The organism is Geotalea uraniireducens (assembly GCF_027943965.1).
In the GTDB taxonomy this organism is placed as follows: domain Bacteria; phylum Desulfobacterota; class Desulfuromonadia; order Geobacterales; family Geobacteraceae; genus Geobacter; species Geobacter uraniireducens.
Window position 1 is genome coordinate 1,806,080 of the sequence record NZ_AP027151.1, and the last position, 20,850, is coordinate 1,826,929.

At 58.7% G+C, this 20,850-nt stretch carries 22 protein-coding genes; 12 read left to right on the top strand and 10 right to left on the bottom strand.

Annotated elements, in window-relative coordinates; genetic code table 11:
- Positions 1-19: 19 nt before the first annotated feature.
- Together QMN23_RS08540 and QMN23_RS08545 are read left to right on the top strand one after the other, a co-directional pair.
- Positions 20-364 carry a DUF3024 domain-containing protein gene (locus QMN23_RS08540; RefSeq protein ID WP_282003411.1) on the top strand — a complete coding sequence of 115 codons (345 nt, stop codon included), beginning with the start codon at positions 20-22 and terminating at the stop codon, positions 362-364.
- Between the two features lie 3 nt (positions 365-367).
- Complete coding sequence (locus QMN23_RS08545; RefSeq protein ID WP_282003413.1) at positions 368-1,324, top strand: transposase; 957 nt, start codon at positions 368-370, stop codon at positions 1,322-1,324.
- 96 nt (positions 1,325-1,420) lie between these two features.
- On the opposite strand, the gene QMN23_RS08550 is transcribed toward QMN23_RS08545, so the two are convergent.
- From QMN23_RS08550 to QMN23_RS08560, 3 genes are all read right to left on the bottom strand, one after another.
- Entirely contained in the window at positions 1,421-2,392 is a 972-nt protein-coding gene (locus tag QMN23_RS08550) for a GSU2403 family nucleotidyltransferase fold protein (protein WP_282003415.1), read from the bottom strand.
- A gap of 396 nt (positions 2,393-2,788) precedes the next feature.
- The gene (locus tag QMN23_RS08555; protein WP_282003417.1) at positions 2,789-3,577 is read right to left on the bottom strand and encodes a pentapeptide repeat-containing protein; all 789 of its coding nucleotides are present in this window, start codon (positions 3,575-3,577) and stop codon (positions 2,789-2,791) included.
- A 270-nt stretch (positions 3,578-3,847) separates the two neighbouring features.
- The gene (locus tag QMN23_RS08560; protein ID WP_282003418.1) at positions 3,848-5,347 is read right to left on the bottom strand and encodes a DUF1566 domain-containing protein; all 1,500 of its coding nucleotides are present in this window, start codon (positions 5,345-5,347) and stop codon (positions 3,848-3,850) included.
- A 347-nt stretch (positions 5,348-5,694) separates the two neighbouring features.
- On the opposite strand from QMN23_RS08560, the gene QMN23_RS08565 reads away from it, so the two are divergent.
- The 8 genes from QMN23_RS08565 (at position 5,695) to QMN23_RS08600 (ending at position 12,636) form a co-directional block, all read left to right on the top strand.
- Positions 5,695-6,711 (top strand): sodium:calcium antiporter, encoded by a 1,017-nt coding sequence (locus QMN23_RS08565; protein ID WP_282003420.1) that lies wholly within the window; start codon positions 5,695-5,697, stop codon positions 6,709-6,711.
- 119 nt (positions 6,712-6,830) lie between these two features.
- Positions 6,831-7,955, top strand: a complete 1,125-nt coding sequence (locus QMN23_RS08570; RefSeq protein ID WP_282003422.1) for a M20/M25/M40 family metallo-hydrolase — start codon at positions 6,831-6,833, stop codon at positions 7,953-7,955.
- Positions 7,956-7,968: 13 nt separating this feature from the next.
- Positions 7,969-8,373, top strand: a complete 405-nt coding sequence (locus tag QMN23_RS08575; RefSeq protein ID WP_282003424.1) for a hypothetical protein — start codon at positions 7,969-7,971, stop codon at positions 8,371-8,373.
- Between the two features lie 20 nt (positions 8,374-8,393).
- Complete coding sequence (gene ygiD, locus QMN23_RS08580) at positions 8,394-9,167, top strand: 4,5-DOPA dioxygenase extradiol (RefSeq protein WP_282003426.1); 774 nt, start codon at positions 8,394-8,396, stop codon at positions 9,165-9,167.
- A gap of 100 nt (positions 9,168-9,267) precedes the next feature.
- Positions 9,268-9,441, top strand: a complete 174-nt coding sequence (locus QMN23_RS08585; protein ID WP_282003427.1) for a hypothetical protein — start codon at positions 9,268-9,270, stop codon at positions 9,439-9,441.
- A 204-nt stretch (positions 9,442-9,645) separates the two neighbouring features.
- Positions 9,646-11,925, top strand: a complete 2,280-nt coding sequence (locus QMN23_RS08590) for a PAS domain-containing hybrid sensor histidine kinase/response regulator (protein WP_282003429.1) — start codon at positions 9,646-9,648, stop codon at positions 11,923-11,925.
- 39 nt (positions 11,926-11,964) lie between these two features.
- Positions 11,965-12,261 (top strand): MTH1187 family thiamine-binding protein, encoded by a 297-nt coding sequence (locus tag QMN23_RS08595; protein WP_282003430.1) that lies wholly within the window; start codon positions 11,965-11,967, stop codon positions 12,259-12,261.
- An 84-nt stretch (positions 12,262-12,345) separates the two neighbouring features.
- Positions 12,346-12,636, top strand: a complete 291-nt coding sequence (locus tag QMN23_RS08600) for a hypothetical protein (protein ID WP_282003432.1) — start codon at positions 12,346-12,348, stop codon at positions 12,634-12,636.
- 82 nt (positions 12,637-12,718) lie between these two features.
- On the opposite strand, the gene QMN23_RS08605 is transcribed toward QMN23_RS08600, so the two are convergent.
- The 7 genes from QMN23_RS08605 to QMN23_RS08635 all read right to left on the bottom strand — a co-directional run bounded on the left by QMN23_RS08605 (position 12,719) and on the right by QMN23_RS08635 (position 17,545).
- Positions 12,719-13,300, bottom strand: coding sequence for an acetate uptake transporter (locus QMN23_RS08605; RefSeq protein ID WP_282003434.1), 582 nt, complete (start codon positions 13,298-13,300; stop codon positions 12,719-12,721).
- A 106-nt stretch (positions 13,301-13,406) separates the two neighbouring features.
- On the bottom strand, positions 13,407-14,183 hold the full coding sequence (locus QMN23_RS08610) for an IclR family transcriptional regulator (RefSeq protein ID WP_282003436.1): 777 nt from the start codon (positions 14,181-14,183) through the stop codon (positions 13,407-13,409).
- Between the two features lie 233 nt (positions 14,184-14,416).
- Entirely contained in the window at positions 14,417-14,755 is a 339-nt protein-coding gene (locus tag QMN23_RS08615) for a hypothetical protein (RefSeq protein WP_282003437.1), read from the bottom strand.
- A gap of 351 nt (positions 14,756-15,106) precedes the next feature.
- Positions 15,107-15,724 carry a hypothetical protein gene (locus tag QMN23_RS08620; RefSeq protein WP_282003439.1) on the bottom strand — a complete coding sequence of 206 codons (618 nt, stop codon included), beginning with the start codon at positions 15,722-15,724 and terminating at the stop codon, positions 15,107-15,109.
- A gap of 172 nt (positions 15,725-15,896) precedes the next feature.
- Positions 15,897-16,655 carry an SDR family oxidoreductase gene (locus QMN23_RS08625; protein ID WP_282003440.1) on the bottom strand — a complete coding sequence of 253 codons (759 nt, stop codon included), beginning with the start codon at positions 16,653-16,655 and terminating at the stop codon, positions 15,897-15,899.
- A gap of 41 nt (positions 16,656-16,696) precedes the next feature.
- Entirely contained in the window at positions 16,697-17,170 is a 474-nt protein-coding gene (locus QMN23_RS08630) for a VOC family protein (RefSeq protein WP_282003441.1), read from the bottom strand.
- Between the two features lie 240 nt (positions 17,171-17,410).
- Positions 17,411-17,545 carry a hypothetical protein gene (locus tag QMN23_RS08635; RefSeq protein WP_282003443.1) on the bottom strand — a complete coding sequence of 45 codons (135 nt, stop codon included), beginning with the start codon at positions 17,543-17,545 and terminating at the stop codon, positions 17,411-17,413.
- A 358-nt stretch (positions 17,546-17,903) separates the two neighbouring features.
- Between QMN23_RS08635 and QMN23_RS08640 the strand changes: the two genes are divergently transcribed.
- Together QMN23_RS08640 and QMN23_RS08645 are read left to right on the top strand one after the other, a co-directional pair.
- Positions 17,904-19,859, top strand: a complete 1,956-nt coding sequence (locus QMN23_RS08640) for an alpha/beta fold hydrolase (protein WP_282003445.1) — start codon at positions 17,904-17,906, stop codon at positions 19,857-19,859.
- The gene (locus QMN23_RS08645) at positions 19,852-20,820 is read left to right on the top strand and encodes a hypothetical protein (RefSeq protein ID WP_282003446.1); all 969 of its coding nucleotides are present in this window, start codon (positions 19,852-19,854) and stop codon (positions 20,818-20,820) included. Before QMN23_RS08640 ends, QMN23_RS08645 begins: the two co-directional genes overlap by 8 nt.
- Positions 20,821-20,850 lie beyond the last annotated feature (30 nt).

A 20,850-nucleotide genomic window follows, 5' to 3' on the forward strand; every position in this document is an offset into this window, starting at 1 on the left:
AAACCATGTGGAGGCTGAAATGGCGTTGCCGAACCTGGTAAAATTGCTGGTTGAAAAGATGCTCTCAGCCTATTGTGCTAAGAAGGTTCCTCTTCATTTTTCTGATAAGTTGAAAATCGGCTTCCGGTTTCGGGGGAACAACGCGACCCTGTTCGAATCTCGACCATTCTATGCTGATCCGCAGCAGTGGGTCGAGATTGTGGTTGCCCAGTTCCGTTTCGATGCGTCGACATCTCTCTGGACGCTATACTGGCCGGATCGAAATTCCCGCTGGCACTACTACGTTGACATTGATCCTGCAAAGAAATTTGAAAAACCTCTGAAGGAAGTCGACGACGACCCCACCGGCATATTCTGGGGGTAGGGTGTGGCACGCAAGCCTCGCATTCATCATCCTGGCGCCTTCTATCACGTCATGCTGCGCGGCAACGGTAAACAGGACATCTTCTTTGATGACCGGGACCGCTACCGCTTTTACCTTCTCCTGCAGGAAGGGGTGGAGCGTTTCCGCCACCGCATCCACGCCTTTTGTCTCATGAGCAACCATGTCCACCTGGTGGTGCAGGTGGATGCGCTGCCCCTCTCCCGCATCATGCAGAACCTCTCTTTCCGGTATACCCGTTGGATCAACTGGCGCCACGATCGTTGCGGCCATCTCTTTCAGAGCAGGTACAAGGCGGTTCTCGTGGATGGCGATTCGTACCTTCTCGAACTGGTGCGCTACGTCCACCTCAATCCTGTGCGGGCGGGAATGGCCGCAGCTCCCGGGGAATATCCGTGGACGGGTCATAAGGCGTACTGCGGCATGGAGACGCTCCCCTGGCTTTGCACCGACATGATTCTGGGGATGCTGTCCGAAACGAGGGACGCGGCGAGCCGGGCCTATTTGGCCTTTGTGCGCGACGGCATCTCCGAGGGAAGGCGAGGGGAGTTCCACGGCGAGGGGACTGCCGACAGCCGAATACTCGGCGACGAGGAATTCGTTCACAACCTGATGGGAGAGGGGGGATTCCCAAGAACGGCGATTTCCATCGATGACGTCATCTCGGCCGTTTGCCGCCACTACCGGCTTACGCCGGAAATGCTCGCCCAGCCGGGAAAGAAGCAGGTGCTGTCCCGTGCCCGGGGAATGGCGGCGTGGATTATCCAGGACTTGCCGTCGTGCTCGCTGACCGAACTGGGTCGCCGTACGGGGAGAGACCTGTCGTCGCTGAGTGCAATAGCGGCGCGCCTGCATGCACGATCTGCCGTGGAGGCCTCTCTTGCCGAGGAGAAGGGGGCCATCCTTGCGCAAATCACACAAATCACAAGATGCAAAGCCTGACCCTGCTGACCTGACCCTGCTGACCTGTGACCCTGCTGACCTGCTGCTGACCTGCTCCTGACCCTAGCTGATCATGTCGAGTGGTCAGGTTTTGCCTTAGTTACTAACTGACAAGTGGGGGAGGTATTCGGTGATCAGCTCTTCGACCATATTCGCCTGAAGGATGTCTCTTGTGCGCTTCATCGGCTCCCGGTCAGGCTGTTCAGCCATCCATCTTTTGAACCTGACGAATGAGACTGGAGAAATAGTGTTCATCCGTGCCATGTGGCCGGTCGTGGAAACGATCACCGCAGAAAAACGCGGCCCATTGAGAAGTAAACCAGCATTCCGAGCTGGTACGGCATAGAACTCATCATCCTCATCAGTCAATCGCAACGGGTGGGGGTCATCGTCTTTCGGTTCCCTTCGGATGATATCGACTTCAAAGCCCTTGCTATTGACAGCAGTGTACTTCTGGTCGTCGCGGATTTTGAAGGTGGAATCTACTTTCTGGATCAGCTTTAGCATTGATGTGCCCAAATTGGCCATCCGTGTGATGAAGCTCAGGCGCTTCCGGGTATCCAGAAGAAGGTCAATGTCCTGCGTTGCCAATGCTGCCTCTTCTCCAATACCAACGCCTGCGGCAGCTTCATAGGCGTATAGGGCATGAGTGCCAATGACCGTGAAATACTCCGAAAGCCCTTCTTTGGCGAGCTTGTTTAGTATGTCGATAAGTATGCGAGGAGCCCGGCCAACAAAAAGCGCTCGGTTCATCCGCTGTTGTCGCTCAAGTGCGCTGGTGAGCCCGGCGAGCCTTTGCTCGACCTCAGCTTTTCTGGCAATGAAATTTTGGTAAATCTGTTCCGTCTTTTCGGAGCGAAGGCCAATACTTTTTTGGGCGTTACTGGGCGAAGTCCGGATCAAGTATTCAGTTGCACCCTGTCGCTTCCAATACATGCCGCCTCGTACTTCAGAAGCAGCTTTTCGGGCATCTTCCCAAGCCGTGAATGTTGCCTGAGCGTTAATGTATTGCCGCCTGGCATCTTCACCTATATCAATCCACCGGAATGTTTTCCGTACTTTTTTCATATTTGAAATTTTATACGGAAAACAATTTAGAATCAATTAGATAATTGTGTGGAGCAGTGAAAGAAGGTGGGGGCCGTGATCGTCGGCAGGCCTTTCGCAAAACTTTTGCTAAACCGGGTGAGTTTTGTTTCGTTCCGTTCCGTTGAGATTTTGTGAGGACTCAAGACCAACGGAAGTTCTGTTAGTTGCCCAATTTGATTGGTTTTTACCCGTTTGCAACTACAGTTGACGGACAGCTTTCAGACGGCTTCGAATCCCGTTTCCCGCTCCAAAAAAATTCAACAACCCCGGTGCCTTGGAGGGTTGTCGACAATACAGACCCCGGTACTGTGACTAATCAGTGCCGGGGCTTTTATTTTCCCGGAATAAATATCTCCCGCTTTGCCGATTGTAGACCTATTTCCCGCACTTCGTCGTCTGGTCGAAGATTGCTCCCGCTTCCTGAAGGTCGCTGCACTTGACCGGGGCGAAGGTTTCAACCAGCCGTCCAGTGAAGTCGTAGGTTGACGAGAGGCTGTACTGGGAACTGCTCAGGTCGGCACCGGTGAAATCCGCTTTGCCGAGCTTTGCCCCCTGCAGGTTGGTGCCGGCGAGCGTCGCCCCGCGAAAATTTGCGCCGGCAAGATCCAGATTCTCCATCTCTGCGGATGACAGATCGGCAAAGGAAAAGTCAGCTCCTTTCACGATAGCGTCGGTGAAGATGGCCCGCTTGAGTTTCGCGCCGGTGACGGCGGCGTTGGTCAGGTTCGCCCCCGAAAAGTCCCCTTTCTCAGCGTTGAATCTTTTTAAAACGGCGCCGGTCAGGTTGGCACCGACGAAATTTGCGTGATGGATATAGGCATCGCTACCGGCGGCCGAGGTAAGGTTCGCGTTTTCGAAGATCGCCTCGTCGAGGCTTGCGCCCTCCAGTCGCGCCCCCGTCAGGTCTGCGCCGGTGAAGTTGCACTCCCCACAGTCCTCGAAACGTACCCCGTTCAGCATTGCTCCGGAGAAATCGGATTCGTCCAGCTTGATCCCTTTGAAATCGATCCCCTTCAACTCGGCGTGACTGAAATCGCAGTGTTCGCACTCGCCCAGCGACTTCGCCCGATCAAGCAGGAGCCGGTCGAAGGCGGACCCCGTCGATGCCAAGCCCAGCACTCCGCAGGCCGCAATGGCCAGCCGTCTTCCCCTGTTCGTCATCATTGCTGAATCCTCCTTGTGAATGAGAAGTTAGTCGTTCTTGCAGGAAGGTTTCGTCCTGCCAATCGGGATAAATAGGGAGGGGTCGGATTATCGGCCAAAGGATCGGCCAAAATGCGCCGGCGGATTTGGCGGACTTGCCCCGCTGCGGTACCATCCGGCCGCTCCTCCGCCGGAAACTGCTCGGCTGGCTGGGGGAGGGCGGACGGAATTTGCCGTAGGGACGGCCGGGAGCTTCACGGGGCGGTTCCCGGATGCGCTGAAGCCGGCCGGCTACTGGATCTGCAGGTTTTCCAGGATGACCGTGCCGCCGGCGATGGTGAGCGTCCCCTTGAGGGTGGTCCGGCCGCTGATCGCGGTGTATTCCTGGTTGAATCCTCCCTTGATGCTGACGGCTTTGCTTGATGCAAGGATGAGCGTTTCGCCGAAGTCGGTGGCCCATGCCTGGATGACGCTGCCGGGGGCAGCGGCATTGTACGCTGCCAAAAGTGTCGAGTAATAGCTGGTGGTGCCGTAGATCAGGGTCTTGTGGCTAATGTCGAAGTCGAAGACTGCGGTTACCGCGATGCTGGCTGGCATGGTCAGGTTGTAATCGGCCGCCGTGCCCGAAAAGCCCCCCTCCCAGCCCGAGAAGAGGGAGTACTCCGCCGGCGAGGCATGGAGACTGACGGTGGAGCCGACGTCGAAGTATGCGCTGACGCCGGTGTTGGTCGAGAAGCTGACCGGCGAGCCGACCAGTAGCCCGTTGCCGGTTACGGTGCCGGTTCCCGTGCCGCCACAGCTGACCGACAGGGTGCCTAACGCTCCGCCTTGGCCGCCCCGTACGCACCGCAGGTTGATTGTGCTGGTCTTGTCGAGGTAGCTGACGCTGCCGGTAGTGAAATTGACGTACAAGGTGGTGCTCGGGTCGAAAGCGGTCGAGGTCGACGCCCAGTAGGCGGCGCTGAGGGCGTTGGGAAAGAGGGCGGTGTCGATGGCGGGTGCGTAGGCCACGTCGTTCGTCAGCGATTCGAGCTCCTTGACGTTGGGAACCCGCCAGTCTGCGCTCCCGCCGAGAGTAAGCCCCGCGCAGTAGGAAAAGGCTTCGCTCCAGCTCTTTTGCCCCGGCTCGGCCTGCTGCCAGACCAGGCCGGTCCGGGAGTCAGCGACCGTGCCGTTGCCGTTGTCGATCAGGGTGGACTCTCCCTGGTCGCCCCGCACGCAGCGGACGTAGAGTTCGTTTCCCGTACTGTTGTAGTTGACGGTCCCGCCGCCGAACTGGACGTACCAGGCACTGGTCGTCCCGCCGCGGAAGCCGGTTGCCGTCCAGTAAGCGTCCGCCTTGGCGGTCGGGAAGTAGATAGGGTTGATGCTTGAGGCGGGCATGCTGACGGAGTAATCGACGATCCCCAGCAATTCTTTTTTGGTCGGCAGCCGCCAGTCGGCATAGCCGCCGAGGACCAAGTCGCCGCAGACGTTCTGTGAAGCCGGATTGTAGCTGTAATGGTAGTTGCCGGTTGCCATGTACCAGCTGTAGAGCTGATTGTCGTCTTCCTTCTGCCACATCAGGCCGGTGTTGTTGTCGGTGATGGTGCCGTTGCCGTTGTCGGAGTACGACGGCGGGTTGATGGTGTAGGCGCCGTCCTGACCGGTGCCGGCGCAGGGGATGGTGCTTCCCGAGGCGTCGTAGCAGAGGGTCTGGCCGGTGTCGGGAAGCAGGAAGGCTCCGGTGGTTGGCGGAAGAGCGGCGGCGAGAATAAGTGGCATGGGGAGCAGGGCGATTCTCCTGGTCATGGCGGGACCTCCTGAACTCTCTGCCGTCTCCGGTGAACGGAGCCGGATCGATCCGGAGCACCGTCCAGAGAAGAGCGGCTCACTTGGGTAGGACTCGCATCAACCTCCGCCGGGGCGAAAATGGAGGTTCGGGCCGCGGCACGCCAATGATTTTTCTGGATGTTTTTTAATCATACCCCCGGCTGTCCGGCAGTCAATTCTCCGTGGAACCGCACCGCGTTCATTCAGCCGCGGCCGGGTCGGCGCGGCCCGCCGGCCGTTCGACCCCCGCGAGCGGTTGCGGAACCGGCAATGCCTCCTACAATTGAAAGGAGCGGCGGGAAGCGGTGGGCCGCAACGAGGGAGCAATGGTCGACGGGGAACTTGCAATCCTCTGGCTCGGTTTTGTGGCCAGTGGTGCCGTCATCGTCTATGCGGGGGCGAAGCTGTCCAGGTACGGCGATGTCCTGGCGGAGAAAAGCGGCCTGGGGAGGAGCTGGATCGGCGTTATCCTGATGGCGTGCGTCTCGTCGCTGCCGGAACTGGTGACCGGGGTAAGTTCGGTGACCTATGTCGGCGCTCCCGATCTCGCCGTCGGCGACGCAATGGGGAGTTGCGTCTTCAACCTGGTAATCCTGGCGTTTCTCGACGTCATCGAGCGGGCAAAGCCGATCTCGGCCAGGGCGCAGCAGGGGCATGTCCTCTCCGGCGGTTTCGGCGTCCTGCTGCTCGCCATTGTCAGCCTGAGCCTGTTCTGGGGGAACCGGATGGTCCCCTTCGGCTGGATGGGGTTCTATTCCCTCCTGTTCGTCGGCATCTACGTCATCGCCATCAGGCTGGTCTACAGTTACGAAAAACGCCAGATTGCCCGGTTCATCAGCGAACAGGCCGAGACGTTCGCCTACGGCGACATCGAACTGAGGACCGCGGCGGTGCGCTATGGCTGGAACGCCCTGCTGGTGATCGGTGCCGCGATCCTGCTGCCGGAGATCGGCAAGGGGATTGCGCTCCGGACCGGCCTGGGGCAGACCTTCGTCGGGAACATCTTTATTGCGGCTGCCACGTCGCTGCCCGAGGTGGTGATCGCCGTCACGGCGGTGCGGATCGGCGCCATCGATCTGGCGATTGGCAATCTGCTGGGGAGCAATCTCTTCAATGTCGGCATCCTTGCCGCTGACGATTTCTTCTATTTCCCCGGGCCGCTGTTGTCCGCCGTCAGTCACAGCCACATTATCTCCACTCTGACCGCCGTCTCGATGACGAGCATCGTGATCATCGGCCTGACCTACCGCTCGGAACGGCGCCTGCTGTTTCTTGCCTGGGATTCGTTCGTGATCATGCTGATGTACCTGGCCTATCTCATGCTGCTCTATTCCTACCGCTAACCGGGGTTGTCGGCGGCGGCTGCGACTGTCCTGCTTGACAGTGTCGCCCGGTTGGATTATCCCTGATGGTGGTCCCGTGCCGGATAGTGCGGCGGGGGCGAAGCGCGACCGGGGAAAGGATGTCTATGATCGACAGGGAACGGCTGGATGCCAGATTCATGGAGTTATGCGCCATCGATGCCGAGCCGACCGGCGAACGCCTGCTGGCCGACCGGCTGACGACGTTGCTGACGGAGCTCGGCTTTACCGTCCAGGAGGACGACGCCGGCGAGAAGATCGGCGGCAGCGCGGGAAATCTCCTCGCTCGGCTGGCCGGCAGTGGGCCGGGAGAGCCGTTGCTCTTCTCCTGCCACATGGACCGGGTCGCCCCGGGGATCGGCATCAAGCCGCGCTGCGACGGGGAGTATATCGTCAGCGACGGTACGACCGTGCTCGGCGCGGACGACGTTTCCGGCCTGGCGGCGGTGCTGGAGGGGCTGACCGCCATCCGGGAGCGGCAACTCCCCCATCCGCCGATTGAAATCGTCTTCACCGTTGCCGAAGAACTGGCGCTACTCGGCTCCCGTCATTTTGCCACCGAGCGGCTTACCGCCCGTTGCGGCTTTATTCTCGACGCGAGCGGGCCGGTCGGCGAGATCGTCGTCCAGGCGCCGGAACAGGTGAAGATCAACGCCGTTTTCCACGGCCGGAGCGCCCACGCGGGCTTCGCCCCCGAACAGGGGCTCTCGGCCATCCAGCTCGCCGCCACGGCAATCGGCCGGATGACGCTGTTGCGGATCGACGCCGAGACGACGGCCAATATCGGCAGCATCCATGCCGCCGGGCCGACCAATATCGTCGCCGACCGTTGCGAGCTGCAGGCGGAGGCGCGGTCGCTCGATCCGGCGAAGTTGCAGGCCCAGGTGGCCGGCATGCTCGACGCGATGGAGGGGGCCGCGAAGGAGCAGGGGGGCTGGGTGGATATCAATCTGGTTTCCTGCTATCAGGCCTACCGGCTGGCGGAAGAGGCGGCGCCGGTTCAGCGTGCCGCCCGGGCGGGCCGCCGGCTCGGCCTGCCGGTCCGCTGCAAGGCGACCGGCGGCGGCTCCGATGCCAATATCTTCAATCACCGGGGGATTCCGACGGTGGTCCTGAGCTGCGGCTACGAGAAGGTCCACACGACCGAAGAACGGATTTCCCGCCAGCAGCTGGCCCTGCTGGCCGAGTGGGTGGTGGCGATCATTGCCGACGGGGCGGAGTCCTAGGAGGGGGCGCCCCATGCCGATCCTGCTGCTGAAAAGCGTCGTCATCTGGGCGGCGTTCATCCCGATTGCCATCCTGAACGGCGGGCTGCGGGAGAAGTGCCTCGTGCCGCTCATCGGTTCCCGCCTTGCCCTGCCGCTTTCCGGACTGCTGGCCGCCGGGCTGTTCCTGCTGCTGGCCTGGGGTACGCTGCCGTGGCTCGGACCGCTGTCGCCGGCCGGATACCGGCTGCTCGGCCTCGGGTGGCTTGTCCTGACCGTGCTGTTCGAATTCCTCTTCGGCCGGCTGGTGGCGAACAAAGGCTGGCGGGAACTGCTGGCCGCCTACAACCCGACGGGCGGTAACCTCTGGCTGCTGGTGCTGTTGACGATTGCCCTGTCGCCCTGGTGGGCCGCCCGGCTGCGGGGGCTGATTCCCTGACTGAATACGGAGGAGAGCCGATGACCGGAACAACGATGCCGGCGCTGTTTGTCGGCCATGGCAACCCGATGCACGCCATCGAGGAGACGTCGTTCGCCGCTGCCTGGCGCGAGGTGGTGACGCGGTTTCCCCGGCCGGCGGCGATCCTGGCCATTTCCGCCCATTGGGAGACGGATGGCGCCCGGGTGACGACGATGGAGCGGCCGGCGACGATCCACGACTTTTTCGGTTTCCCGGCGGAGCTTTCCCGGGTGCAGTATCCGGCGCCCGGTTCGCCGGCGCTGGCGGAACGGCTTCGGTTGCTGGCGGGGGCCGAGGTGGCGGCGGACGACGCCTGGGGTCTCGACCACGGCAGCTGGTCGGTGCTGCGCCGGATGTATCCCGCCGCCGACATCCCGGTGGTGCAGCTCTCCCTCGACCGGCAGCGCTCTCCCGGCGAGCATCTTGCCCTGGCGGCACGTCTCCGGCCGCTTCGGGATGAAGGAGTATTGATCTTCGGCAGCGGCAACCTGGTCCACAACCTGCGGCTGCTCCGCTGGGAGGACAACCGTCCCTATCCGTGGGCCGTCGAGTTCGACGCCCTGGCGACGCAGCTGGCCCTGGCCGGCGACCTGGCGCGGTTGGCCGATTATCCCGCCTTCGGCGAGGCGGCCCGGCTCGCCATCCCCACCAATGAGCATTATCTGCCACTTCTCTACGTGCTGGCGCTCCGCCGGGCGGACGAACCGGTCGTCTCGTTCATCGAGGGGATCGAACTCGGCTCGATCTCGATGCGCTCCTTCCTGATCGGCTGACCGGTGCCGGCTTGAACCTGCCGGCGGGTGCTTTACAATTAACAGAACGCGCGAGGCATTTTAAAACCCGGGTTGCCCAGCCGGCAACGGGAGGGACGAGATGAAAACCATCGAACTGACCGAAACGGAACTTGACGTGCTGACGGATACCCTTATCAGCTCTTGCGACGAACTGCGGACGGAGATCGGCCGTACCGACCGCCGGGAATTGCATGCCGAGCTGAAGCAGCGCGTGATCGTGCTCGAACAGCTCCTGCAGCGGCTGAAGGGGTGACGGGGCATTGCGGCACCGAACGATGCCGGCTGCCGTCGGCGGGAATCGCTGCGCGGGGCGGGGCCGAAACGCTGTTTGTCCGCCGCCGAATTTCTTGACAGCACCGCGCCGCTCCGTGTATGGAATATCTTTATCGGGATGCCCGGCCATGGCATGGGTGCTGGCCCGGGACGTGCGGAAGCGCTCTGCTTCTGCGGAGGGTTGATGAAAGCAGCCAGAAACGAACTGATCCTCGATGTGGCGGCTGAAGGGTTCTGGGACTGGGACATGCAGGCCGATCGGGCCTATCTGAGCCCACGCTATTGCGAGCTGATCGGTTATTCACCGGCTGAAACGGTCTTCGATAGTGCCTTTTTGAAGTCGATCGTCCATCCCGACGACCGGGAGCGGGTCTTTGCCACCATTGAAGCGCATTGCCAGGGAAAGAAAGGTCTTTCGGTCATCGAATACCGGGTGATCTCCCGGGACGGGACTGTCCGCTGGATCGAGGGGCGCGGCAAGGCCGTCGAATTCGATAACCTGGGGAGCCCGACGCGGATGGTCGGCACCATTGTCGATATCTCGACCCGCAAACATGCCGAAGAACAGCTGCGCCTGTCGGAACAGAAGTATGCCTCGGTATTTCACACCTCGCCCGATGCAATCATCCTCACCAGCCTTCGTGACGGCACGTACCTGGAGGTCAGTGAAGCGTTCGCCCTGATGACCGGCTATACGCTCGACGAAACGATCGGCAATTCTTCGTTGTCGCTCAATATCTGGGTCAACCCGGCCGAGCGGCAGCGTTTCATGGTTGAAGTTGAACAGCAGGGGGTCGTCAGGGGGATGGAGGCCGAGTTCCGGCGCAAGGACGGTACGTTCTTCACCGGTCAGTTGACGGCCTGCCCGATCGAGATCGAAGGCGAGCCGTGCATCCTCAGTGTCGCCCGCGATATCTCGGCGCACAAGCAGGCGATGAAGGCACTCCGCGACAACGAAGAGAACCTGCGGACAATCATGGACGCCATGCCGGTCTGTATTGCCATCACCGACGGCACGACGATCGAATACCTCAATCGCTGCTTCATCGAACATTTCGGCTATGGGGCCGAAGAGATCCCCACCGACGATGAGTGGTTCCGCCGGGCCTATCCGGACCCGGAGTACCGCCAGGCGCTGACCAGTACCTGGCGGGCGGACCTTGTTGCCGCCCGGCTCAACGGGACTCCGCTGGCTCCCCGGGAAGCCCTGGTCACCTGCAAGGACGGCACGGTCCGGCAGACGCTCGCCAACACCCAACTCATCCGGGACCGTATCCTGGTGATCTTCACCGATCTGACGGAGCACGAACGGGTCCAGCGGGAGCTGCTCAAGATCCAGAAACTGGAATCCCTCGGCGTGCTGGCCGGCGGGATCGCCCATGACTTCAACAACATCCTCACCGGGATCATGGGGAATATCTCCTTCGCCAAGATGCTGCTCGACCCCGGGCACGAAGCCTGCGGGCCGCTCGACCGGGCCGAGAAGGCGTCGGGGCGGGCCGCCGACCTGGCCCGGCAGCTGCTGGTGTTTGCCAAGGGGAGCCAGCCGGTCAAGCGGATGCTCGACGTGCGCAAGGTGGTGGACGATGCCGTTTCGCTGGCGCTGAGCGGCACCCCGGTCAAGGCAGAGTTCGAGATGCCCGCCGAACTCCATGCGGTTGAGGCCGACGAAGGGCAGCTCAGCCAGGCCTGCCACAGTATCGTCATCAATGCGGTCGAGGCGATGCCGGAAGGGGGGAAGCTGACCGTTTGCGGCGAGAATCTCGTTCTGGACGAGCGGAACGCGCTCGGTCTCCCCGGCGGGAATTACGTCAGGATCACCTTCACCGACCAGGGCTGCGGCATCTCCGAAGAGGACCAGAAACGGATCTTCGACCCGTATTTTTCTACCAAGGCCGGCGGAACGGGACTCGGGCTCGCTTCGACCTATGCTATTGTCGCCAAGCACGGCGGCCGGATTACCGTTACTTCGACCGTTGGCGTCGGCACGGTCTTTACCATCTATCTCCCGTCGAACGGCACGGCGGAGACGGCCCACCACCAGGCGAATTCGGTCGCGACGGTTGACCGGTCGGCAGAGACCATCCTGGTAATGGACGACGATGAGATGATTCGCGAACTGGCGACCATTACCCTGCGCCGGGCGGGGTATGCGGTGACGACCTGCGCGGACGGCGACGAGGCGATCGCCCTCTACCGGGTGGCGCTGGCGGGGGGGGCGCCCTTCACGGTGACGATCATGGACCTGACCATTCCGGGCGGCATGGGGGGCGTGGAAGCGGCCCGCCGCATCCTGGCCATCGATCCGGCGGCGGTGTTGATCGTTTCCAGCGGCTATTCCGAAGACCCGGTGATGGCCAACTTCAAGACCTACGGCTTTTCCGCCGCTATCGAAAAACCGTACAAGGTCGAGGATATCCTGCGGACGCTCCGCTCGCTCAAGGAACGGACGGTAAACCGTTGAGCAGTGCGGCCCGCCATGCCACGAATAAGGAGTTGCCCCATGCATGTGCTCGTTGATCTCTGTCTTGTGCCGATCGGGGTCGGCGTTTCCCTGTCGCGCTATGTCGCCGCCTGCGAAAAGGTGGTTGCCGAAGCCGGGCTGAAGAGTTCGCTCCATGCCTACGGCACGAACATCGAGGGGGAGTGGGATGCGGTTTTCGCCGCGGTGAAGCGTTGCCACGAGGTGGTCCACGAGTTGGGGGCCCCGCGCATCACCACCACCATCAAACTCGGCACCCGGACCGACCGGGTCCAGACGATGGAAGACAAGGTGCGGAGCGTTCAGGAAAAGCTCTGAGCCGCAGCGGATGCCCGCCGGCCGGCCGCCCTTGCCGGGCGGGGCGGGGAGTTGCCGGCGATCACGGGAGGAGAAGAGGATATCATGGCTAATGCCCTGGAAAGATTTAAAGCGAGCCTGGACAACGGGGTTATCGACCGCGCGCTGCTGGCGGAGGTGGAGAACGAGTATCGCGAGCATAAAGAGCGGCTCGATGCGCTCGAAGAGCTGCTGATCATGATTGTCCGGACTGGTTGGCCCTGGGATGAGGAGGGGGAGCCGAACGCGCTGTTCCATGCCGGCAAGGACGGTTTCGTCACCGCCATTAGCGAGGCGCGCCACCTGCTCGGCCTCGATTTCCGCAGCCGGCTCACCCGGACCGAACCGCGGACCTGAGCCGACCGTTGCCTCCGGGCCGCCAGCGAAAAAAAGCCCGTAACCTTTCGGTTACGGGCTTTTTCCTGGCCGGACGATGAGTTTACTTGATCCAGGGGGCGCCGACCGGCAGCTTGATGCCCGATTCGGCGGCGACCGTGGCCGCCATCAGGTAGAGGGCCAGCGTACCGCAGACCAGCAGGATGTAGGCAGCGGCGGTGCCGGCAGCGGCGATGCCTGCCAGTTCCTTGACGTCGAGGCCGACGAAGCCGAGCACCAGCGTCAGGAAGGTGAGGGCCAGCGCGGTGTGGTGCTTCATCGAGATCAGGAAGAGGATCAGGGTGAAGATGGTCCACATTACCAGGTAGAGTCCGAGGTCGGTGCCGGAGAACTTCATCAGCGGGTAGCTCTTGTCGAGGTCGGCGTTGGTGCCGAAGATCAGCATCAGGCAGAGGGAGATCCAGAAGACGCCGTAGCCGGTGAAGGCGCAGAAGCCGAAGTTGTTGCCGGTCCTGAATTCCATGAAACCGGCGACGAGCTGGGCGGTGCCGCCGAAACAGAGGCCGAGCCAGATAACCGGGGCGATGCCGCAGATCCCCAGGTTGTGCAGCTGCAGAAGGATTGTCGTGAGACCGAAGCCGGCGAGACCTACCACTGCGGGATTGCCCATTTTCATTTCGTTCATTGTCGTTCTCCTTTTTGGTTAAGAGTGATCAGCCCAGAATTTCTATTAGCCCAGCGATGAAACAATCTGCGGTCGTTTCCGACACCTCCTTTCCTGTTTGTGTTGGTCAAGCGGATGCCTTTGCATAACCGAACTTCATCGACAAAATTTCCGCGTACTCGTTGAGCGAGGGGATGATCTCCTGTTCGAGCCGGTTCTGGAGCATCCGGAACGACGGCCCGAGCATGGTGAGCGCCCCGATCACCATCCCCGCATAATCCCTGATCGCCACGGCCACGCTGCTGATGCCGTCGCCCAGGGCGTCCCGGTCGACCGCAATGCCGCTGGTGCGGATCTCGTCCAGTTCCGATTCCAGCAGGTCGAGGTCGGCGCTGCCGCCCCGGCGCCCCCGCCTGGTCATCAGCTTCTCCAGCAGCTCGCGCGAATCGAGCGCTTTCAGTACCTTCCCCGGCGCGTTGGTGGCGAAGGGGAATTTCTTGCCGACCAGCGGCGCCGCCTTGATGTGCCGGTCGCAGTCGACCATGTCGACGAATACCACTTCATCGTCCTTGATGACGGTCATGTAGACTGCTTCGCCGTGTTTGCGGGCCAGCTCTTCCATGAGCGGGTGGGCGTAATTGACGAGGTTTGCATTGCGGAGGAATTTCTGTGCCAGGGCGACGGAGCAGACGCCGAGCCGGTAAACACCGCTGCCCTTTTCCTGCTCCACCAGCCCCCGTTCGCACAAGGTTGCCGCCAGCCGGAACGCCTTGTTCCGGTTCAGGCCGATCTGCGTCGCCAGTTGGGCCATGGACAGGCCGTTGGTCTGCTCCGCGAGAAGTTCGAGCATTTCGAATGCCTTATCTACTGTCTGAACGCTATAGGTGGTCTTTGCTAGTTTCATGGCTGGCCTCTCAGTGTTCGCTGTAATCGTCGCCATTCGTGCCGGGCTCGTTCCCGGTGGCATACCGTCCCGGCGCATGCGCCATGCGGAGCGGTGTGCCGGACCTGCGGTCGCGCGGCGCCGGGTGGCGGGGCGACTTCGGACGATGACGGACGGCAGAGCGCGTCAGGCGGGCATTGCGCCGTCAGTACGTCTCGCTGTGCAGGGGTGAGACCGGTCTTGTTCGAAAAGGATTACGACGGAATGACTGCTGAGAGGGGTGGTGCTCGGGCGGAAAGACGGGATACGACCTGGAGATCGCAATTCCTGGCCTCGCGGGGGGGGAGAGCCTGGTAGCTCGGCGCTACGGCAATGACCAACGGTCGGCTGGGGACTGCATCGAACCCCTGGTCGTCGTCGGCCTCCTGGGTGGCCTTGCTGATCTGTTCGAGGATAGCGGTCGGCCGCTGCTTGAAGCTGGCCTGGTTCAGGCAGCTGTAGCCCAGCCGGAAAAAGATGGCGAAGAGGAGCAGCAACGATACGGTCGCTGTCAGCGAGATCCTGCCTTGAATGTCTCTCGTCCTCATTGCCATTGTGCCAACCATAATGTCCGGAGATTTTTCAACTGCCGCACCAGTTGCCGATGCCACTGGTGCGGGCGGCGGCCGGTAATAAAACAGTTTGTTTACAAAATAAATATAACAGCTTTATATTTATTGCAAGCAAAAATTTTGCATGGCGGTGAAAAATGCCCGGTCAGCGGGCCGTGTGGCGTAATATCCGCATTTTAAACTATTATGCGCGGGGCGGTGGTGTTGGCAACGTGGTGGGCCAATTTTAAAAAAACGTTAGAATTGATGGGCAGCTTTCTGCACGAGCGGAGTTGCCGGTGGCGATCTCAAACGCGATTAGTTGACAGGCAGGGGCGAACGGGAGCCCAGCGCTCAGGCGGTTCGTTCGGCCATTGCGGCGATGATCGTGTGCAGCTTCTTCGCATCGGCCCGTTCCATGGCCTTGCCGGTGATGCTGCTTTTCGGGCTGCGGCGGCGGTCGCCGGATGGATAGACCGTGCATTCGATAACTACCCCGTCACTCTCCAGGTAGAAATGCGGGTAATCGATGAACTCGCTGCCGTAGCGGACGGTCACCGTTTCGCTGCTGAAGGGGATTCCCTGCCGTTCCAGGTATGCTTCGACCTCTTCCGGCGTATCGGCGAAGAGGTGCAAATCGATGTCGCTCCGTTCGGTGACCGCGCCGCTCAATACCGAGCCAACCAGGTAGGGGCGAAACGGCGCCAGCGTCTCCAAGGCGTCGAGCGCCAGGAGGCGCAGCCTGAGCAGCCGCTCCGGCCGTGCCTCGTCCCGGAAGTCGATCAACCGCTGTAGTTCGGCGTGAATCTCGGCGTTGGTGGGGAGATGGGAGCCGAGGGCGAGGGCTTTGGCGGCGCCGAACTGCCGAGCCGCCTTCCGTTTGGCGTCGCGGTATTCCCGCACCCCTTCCTCGGCCATCAGGCGGGCCGCCTCGTGGGCAATGAGCTGGCGAATCCGGTCGGTGGTCCGCATCGACAAGTGCTCTCCCGGGCCGTTCACTGGCCCGGCACGGTCGGCAGGCGGAGGGCCTGGTCGATCCCCCGGCCGATCATGATGTCGCCGCCGAGGAAGATGGTAACGATGGTTCGGGCAAGGGCCTTCAGCATGGCGCCACCTGCCGTTGGTCACCCGTCCGGAGTCGGGGTCAGGGGAAAGTCTGTCCGGTCGGACGGATCATGATCTCGTTGACGTTGACATGGGGCGGCAGAGTGAGGAGCCAGTGGATGCCGTCGGCGATGGCCTGCGGTTCGAGGAGCTTGCCGAACTGGGCCACTGACTTGCCGAAATTCTCCTCGTCGTAGCCGGCCACCCCCTGGAAGCCGCTGACGACGATCCCCGGCATCACCAGCGAAACGCGCACCCCGTGCGCACAGACCTCGCGGCGGAGCGCCTCGGCGATGGCGCCGACGGCGAATTTGCTGGAGCCGTAGAAGCCGCTGAACGGGGAGATGTTCCTCCCCACCGCCGAACCGATCACCACGATGTCCCCCTGGCGCCGCCCGACCAGGTATTGTCCTGCCCGCCGCAGCAGCCGGGCGACGCCGAGGACGTTGGTCCGGTAGATTTCCTGCCAGGCCGCTTCATCGCTGTTCAGGATGCCGCCCGCCAGGCCGCGGCCGGCGTTGGCGACGACAATGTCGTAGCGGCCGCCGCCGTCGCTCCACCCCACCGCCCGTGCCAGCAGGCGGTCGATATCCGTTTCGTTTCCCGCATCCCCGGTCACCGTCAGGGCCTTGCCACCTGCGGCGGTGATCTCCGTCGCCAGCTCCGTCAGCCGTTCTTCCCGCCGGGCGAAGAGCACCACCGCCGCTCCGTCCCGGGCCAGGGCCAAGGCCGTTGCCCGGCCGATGCCGGAACTGGCACCGGTCACGATTGCCGTTTTTCCTGTCAGTTGATTACTCATGGTCGCTGTTCTCCTTCCCGGGGCATTGCCGCCGGCGCGGTCTATTTCGCTGCCATCTGCGCCAATGCCGCTTCGGCGCCCCGCTGGATCTCCTCCGGCGTCAGCTCCCTGGTCCGGCTGGCGAGGCTCCAGCTGTAGCCGAACGGATCGCGCACCGTGCCGACCCGGTCCCCCCAGAACATGTCGTCCACCGGCATGGTGAGCGTGGCGCCGGCCGCCACCGCCGTTGCGATGGCCTCGTCGACGTTTGCCACGTAGAGGTAAAAATTGACCGGCGAGCCGCCGGTGGTCTCGGCGCTCCGGCACGGCTGCTGCGGGTGCTCTTCGCCCATCATCATGAGCGAGTCGCCGATGGCGATCTCGGCGTGCATCACCCCTTTACCGCCGGGACCTGGCATGACGAACCGCTCCACGGCGCCGAATGCCCGCCGGTAGAAGTCGATCGCCTTTCGGGCATCCTTGAAGATGAACATCGGGGTAACGGTGCGATAACCTTCGGGAATTGCCAGTGCCATGGTAATGCTCCTTTTACGCTGCCGCTGTCCGGCCGGGGATTTATCGTGGTGGCTTCCTAAGAATGATAGGTCATCAGCCGGGCCTGTCAACGGGAGGCGGCGGAGCCTGGAGGTGGTGGGAAGAGGTGGGGATTTGCGCGGGGGAGGGTGGGGACTTGGGCTAGAGGCTTGTGGGTCGGTCACCTCCAGGATTTCCCGTGCCCCGTCGGTTACTAGCACCTCGTCGCCGATGCTGAGAATTTAGCGATGGCGGAGCGAGGCGAGGGCGATATCGTTGTCCCAGTGGAAGAAGGACACCCAGCAGCCGTTTTCCTTAGTGATGGCAACGGTCCGGTCCCTTGATCCGGTATCGACCAGCACGATCTCGCCGGCCACTGTCGCCGGCGACTCAGCCTAATACCGTTCGCCGTCATGGGCGAACATTACTACCGACAGTCTGGGGAGAACGTGGAGCATAATAAAGATTGCGCCCACCGAGAGGTCGGTTGGGCGTTTCCCGGCGCTGTTTGCATCTTGGGCGTCATCGTACTTTGTCCCAAAAGTAACGAGAACCATTTTTGCATGGGCTGGGTAGATGAACTGTAAAATTTTTTTACGCGTAAAGAATTTTTACAGCATTATAACTGATTGATCTGAAATCACAGGCAGTGGAACTGCTACAATCCTTAAAGGTTTCCAGTTTGACATAAAGTCTAAATATCAGGTTGAAGTTGTTCTTAACGTGGGCACGGGAGTGGAAATCCGGAGCGACAAAATTCCGGTGACATTGGGTGGGATTTTGCTCCCGGATTATAACCGCAACGGTCAGATTGACGACGAAGACGCTAAGCTGGCTATCTCCCAGGATTCTTATCATTTTTGGATAAACGACGACAACGATGAGGGAGAAACCGAAGGCGATGATATCCCGGGGAACAGCTCACCCAACTCGGAAGATAGTAATGTGAATGGAGTCCGTGACCTTGTCGACTTCTTCCCTGTATTTATCGATTTGAAAAGGTATATGACCACCATGGTCGGTGGTCCTTATAAATATTTTATCAGAACTAATCTGGGAAGCATGAATTTTGCCTATGCTCCACAGTTGATAAGAGAGAAATCTGGCAATTATCTCACAGACGTTGATACTGCAAGAGACTTAGGAGAAGTAAAAACTTACATAATCACACCTGAAGGGATTGAACTTGACACTGCCTTTATCGATAAGATCTTGGGGACTGAAGGTGCCGGCATCATTCTGGTCGAAGGGCGAAACGCTGCTAAAGATTCACTGATCCTTGATATTGTCGACTCAGGGGGGACCACTGTATTTTCATACCGGCTTAATGTCGGCCTTGCGGACGTAGAACAGATGTTCAGACATAAAAACCTCACTGCGAATGGTGTCATAACTATAGAGCCTGATGCGGAAGATCCGAGCAATCTTCTTCCGGGCAAAGCTCCCGAGAACGGCGAGCCCGATAGATTAGGCGAACCAACCAATTTCCCGGATAATGAGGCCGGCGATCCCCTGAACGAGCAGAACTTTGTCTTTGTTCATGGGTATAACGTTAATGGGCAGCAGGCCAGAGGATGGCACGCAGAGATGTTCAAACGCATGTACTGGTCGGGCTCGAAAGCGAAATTTTGGGGGGTGACATGGTATGGTTGGCGAACACAGCAATATTATCCGATATACGGGTATCGTACGTCACATTACCGCCTGAATGTCAGGCAAGCATTCAATACTGCAGGTGAGTTTAAGAATTTTGTGGCAAATGTTGGGAACAATGTAACGATAGCTGCGCACAGCTTGGGAAATATGGTAGTTCTGAGCGCGATACAAGACCACGGGCTGACTAATTTCGCCAGATATTACATGATAAATGCTGCCGTGGCACTTGAAGCACTCGATGCTGCGACGCCGACCAGCACTGACATGGATCATATCGATTGGGACGGATACGATCCGCAACTCTTCGCCTCAGAATGGTACAGGCTTTTCTTGGATGATACTCCGCAAGACGAGCGGGCAAAACTGACCTGGCGGGACCGCTTCAAGGATATTCCGTTCGAAAAAATATATAATTTTTATTCATCAAGCGATGAAGTCTTTGAGCCGCATCCGCATGACGATGTCCCGGGGACTGAAGATGTTACTCTTTTTGACTTGACGATGATTGGTCGTCAGACCTGGGCTCTGCAGGAAAAACTCAAGGGACGTAATGTGTCATTTGATGTTGGTAATGTGAACGGTGGGTGGGGATTCAATCTTGATGACTATTATAAGGAGGTGCTGGATATGAGCGCTCCAGATCCTAATTCGGTCCCCAAGGTTCATGAAAAATTGAATCCAGAAGAAACGGGATTTCTATTACAGGAGCCTCAAAGTTTACGAATCGCACCGTTTTTTCTGAAGCACAAAGATGATGGACTTCTTTATATGGAAGAAAGCGGAAGTAACTACGCAAAATTGCACAGAGATAGACTCCTTGCTGAGGCATTCCCAGCGAGGACGGGGGCAATAGGTAGGAATAATATAACTAAACTAGATAACAATAATATTGATATGCCGTTAAAATTTTCAAACAGTTTGCCGTTAGATAGGTCTGATCATTATTGGCTTCACTGCGATTTTAAAGCAAGAGCATATGTTTATGTATTTGGACTTTACAAAGCATTCTATTTAATGGGGGTTACAAATGAATAAAACAGCGTTATTTACGACTTTACAATTATTGCTATTACTTCAATTAGCAGTATATGCGTGCGCGGTGGAATTCCCACAAGCAAAATTAACATTCGAAGTAGTCGATGAAAATAATGTACCAATAGAAAATGCTGAAACAATGATTTCTACGCAAGGTATCAATTTATCAAAAAACAAATTAGATTTTATAAGATTTGAAAATGTAACAGACAAAAACGGGTTATCTCCAATAGTATTTAATACACTAGATATTATGTATTATAAAGTTGCCAAGCAAGGATTTTATAGTAGTGATGGGGAGTATAAATTTAAACATAAAAAAGCCGGACATTGGGAACCTTGGGATCCTAGAGTAAAAGTTATCCTTAGGGCAATCGGCAATCAAGTACCGATGTATGCTCGCAATATTAAAATGATAATTCCTAAAATTGGTGAGCCCATAGGCTTTGACTTAATTGTTTGCGATTGGGTGTCACCATACGGCAAAGGTAACACTGCAGATTTTATATTTAAACTGGATAAAAAAGTTGTAAGTAGAACTGATTTAGATTGTGCTATTACCGTTACATTTAACAGTCAACACGATGGCATACTACAAGTGAAAGAAAATATAAGATTTGGGAGTGAATTGAAATTGCCGAAAATTGCTCCAGATGATGGATATTCTAATAAAATTGTGCTTTATATGAATAGAAAGCCTGGGGAAGCAATGCATACCAATATAGACGATTCAAACAACTATATATTTAGGATCAGATCAGAGGTTATCGATGGTAAACTAATTAAATCAATGTATGGTAAAATTTACGGCGATATTTATTTCGCGCCGCTTAATTATAACACAGCAGCAATATATTTTGAGTATTTGCTTAATCCTGACTATTCTAAAAATTTAGAATTTGATCCGAAGAAGAATTTGTTTAAGAATCTAGGTCTATTCCAGAGATTAAACACTTATTAGTACAAAAGTACCCCGGCTTTTACATATTTT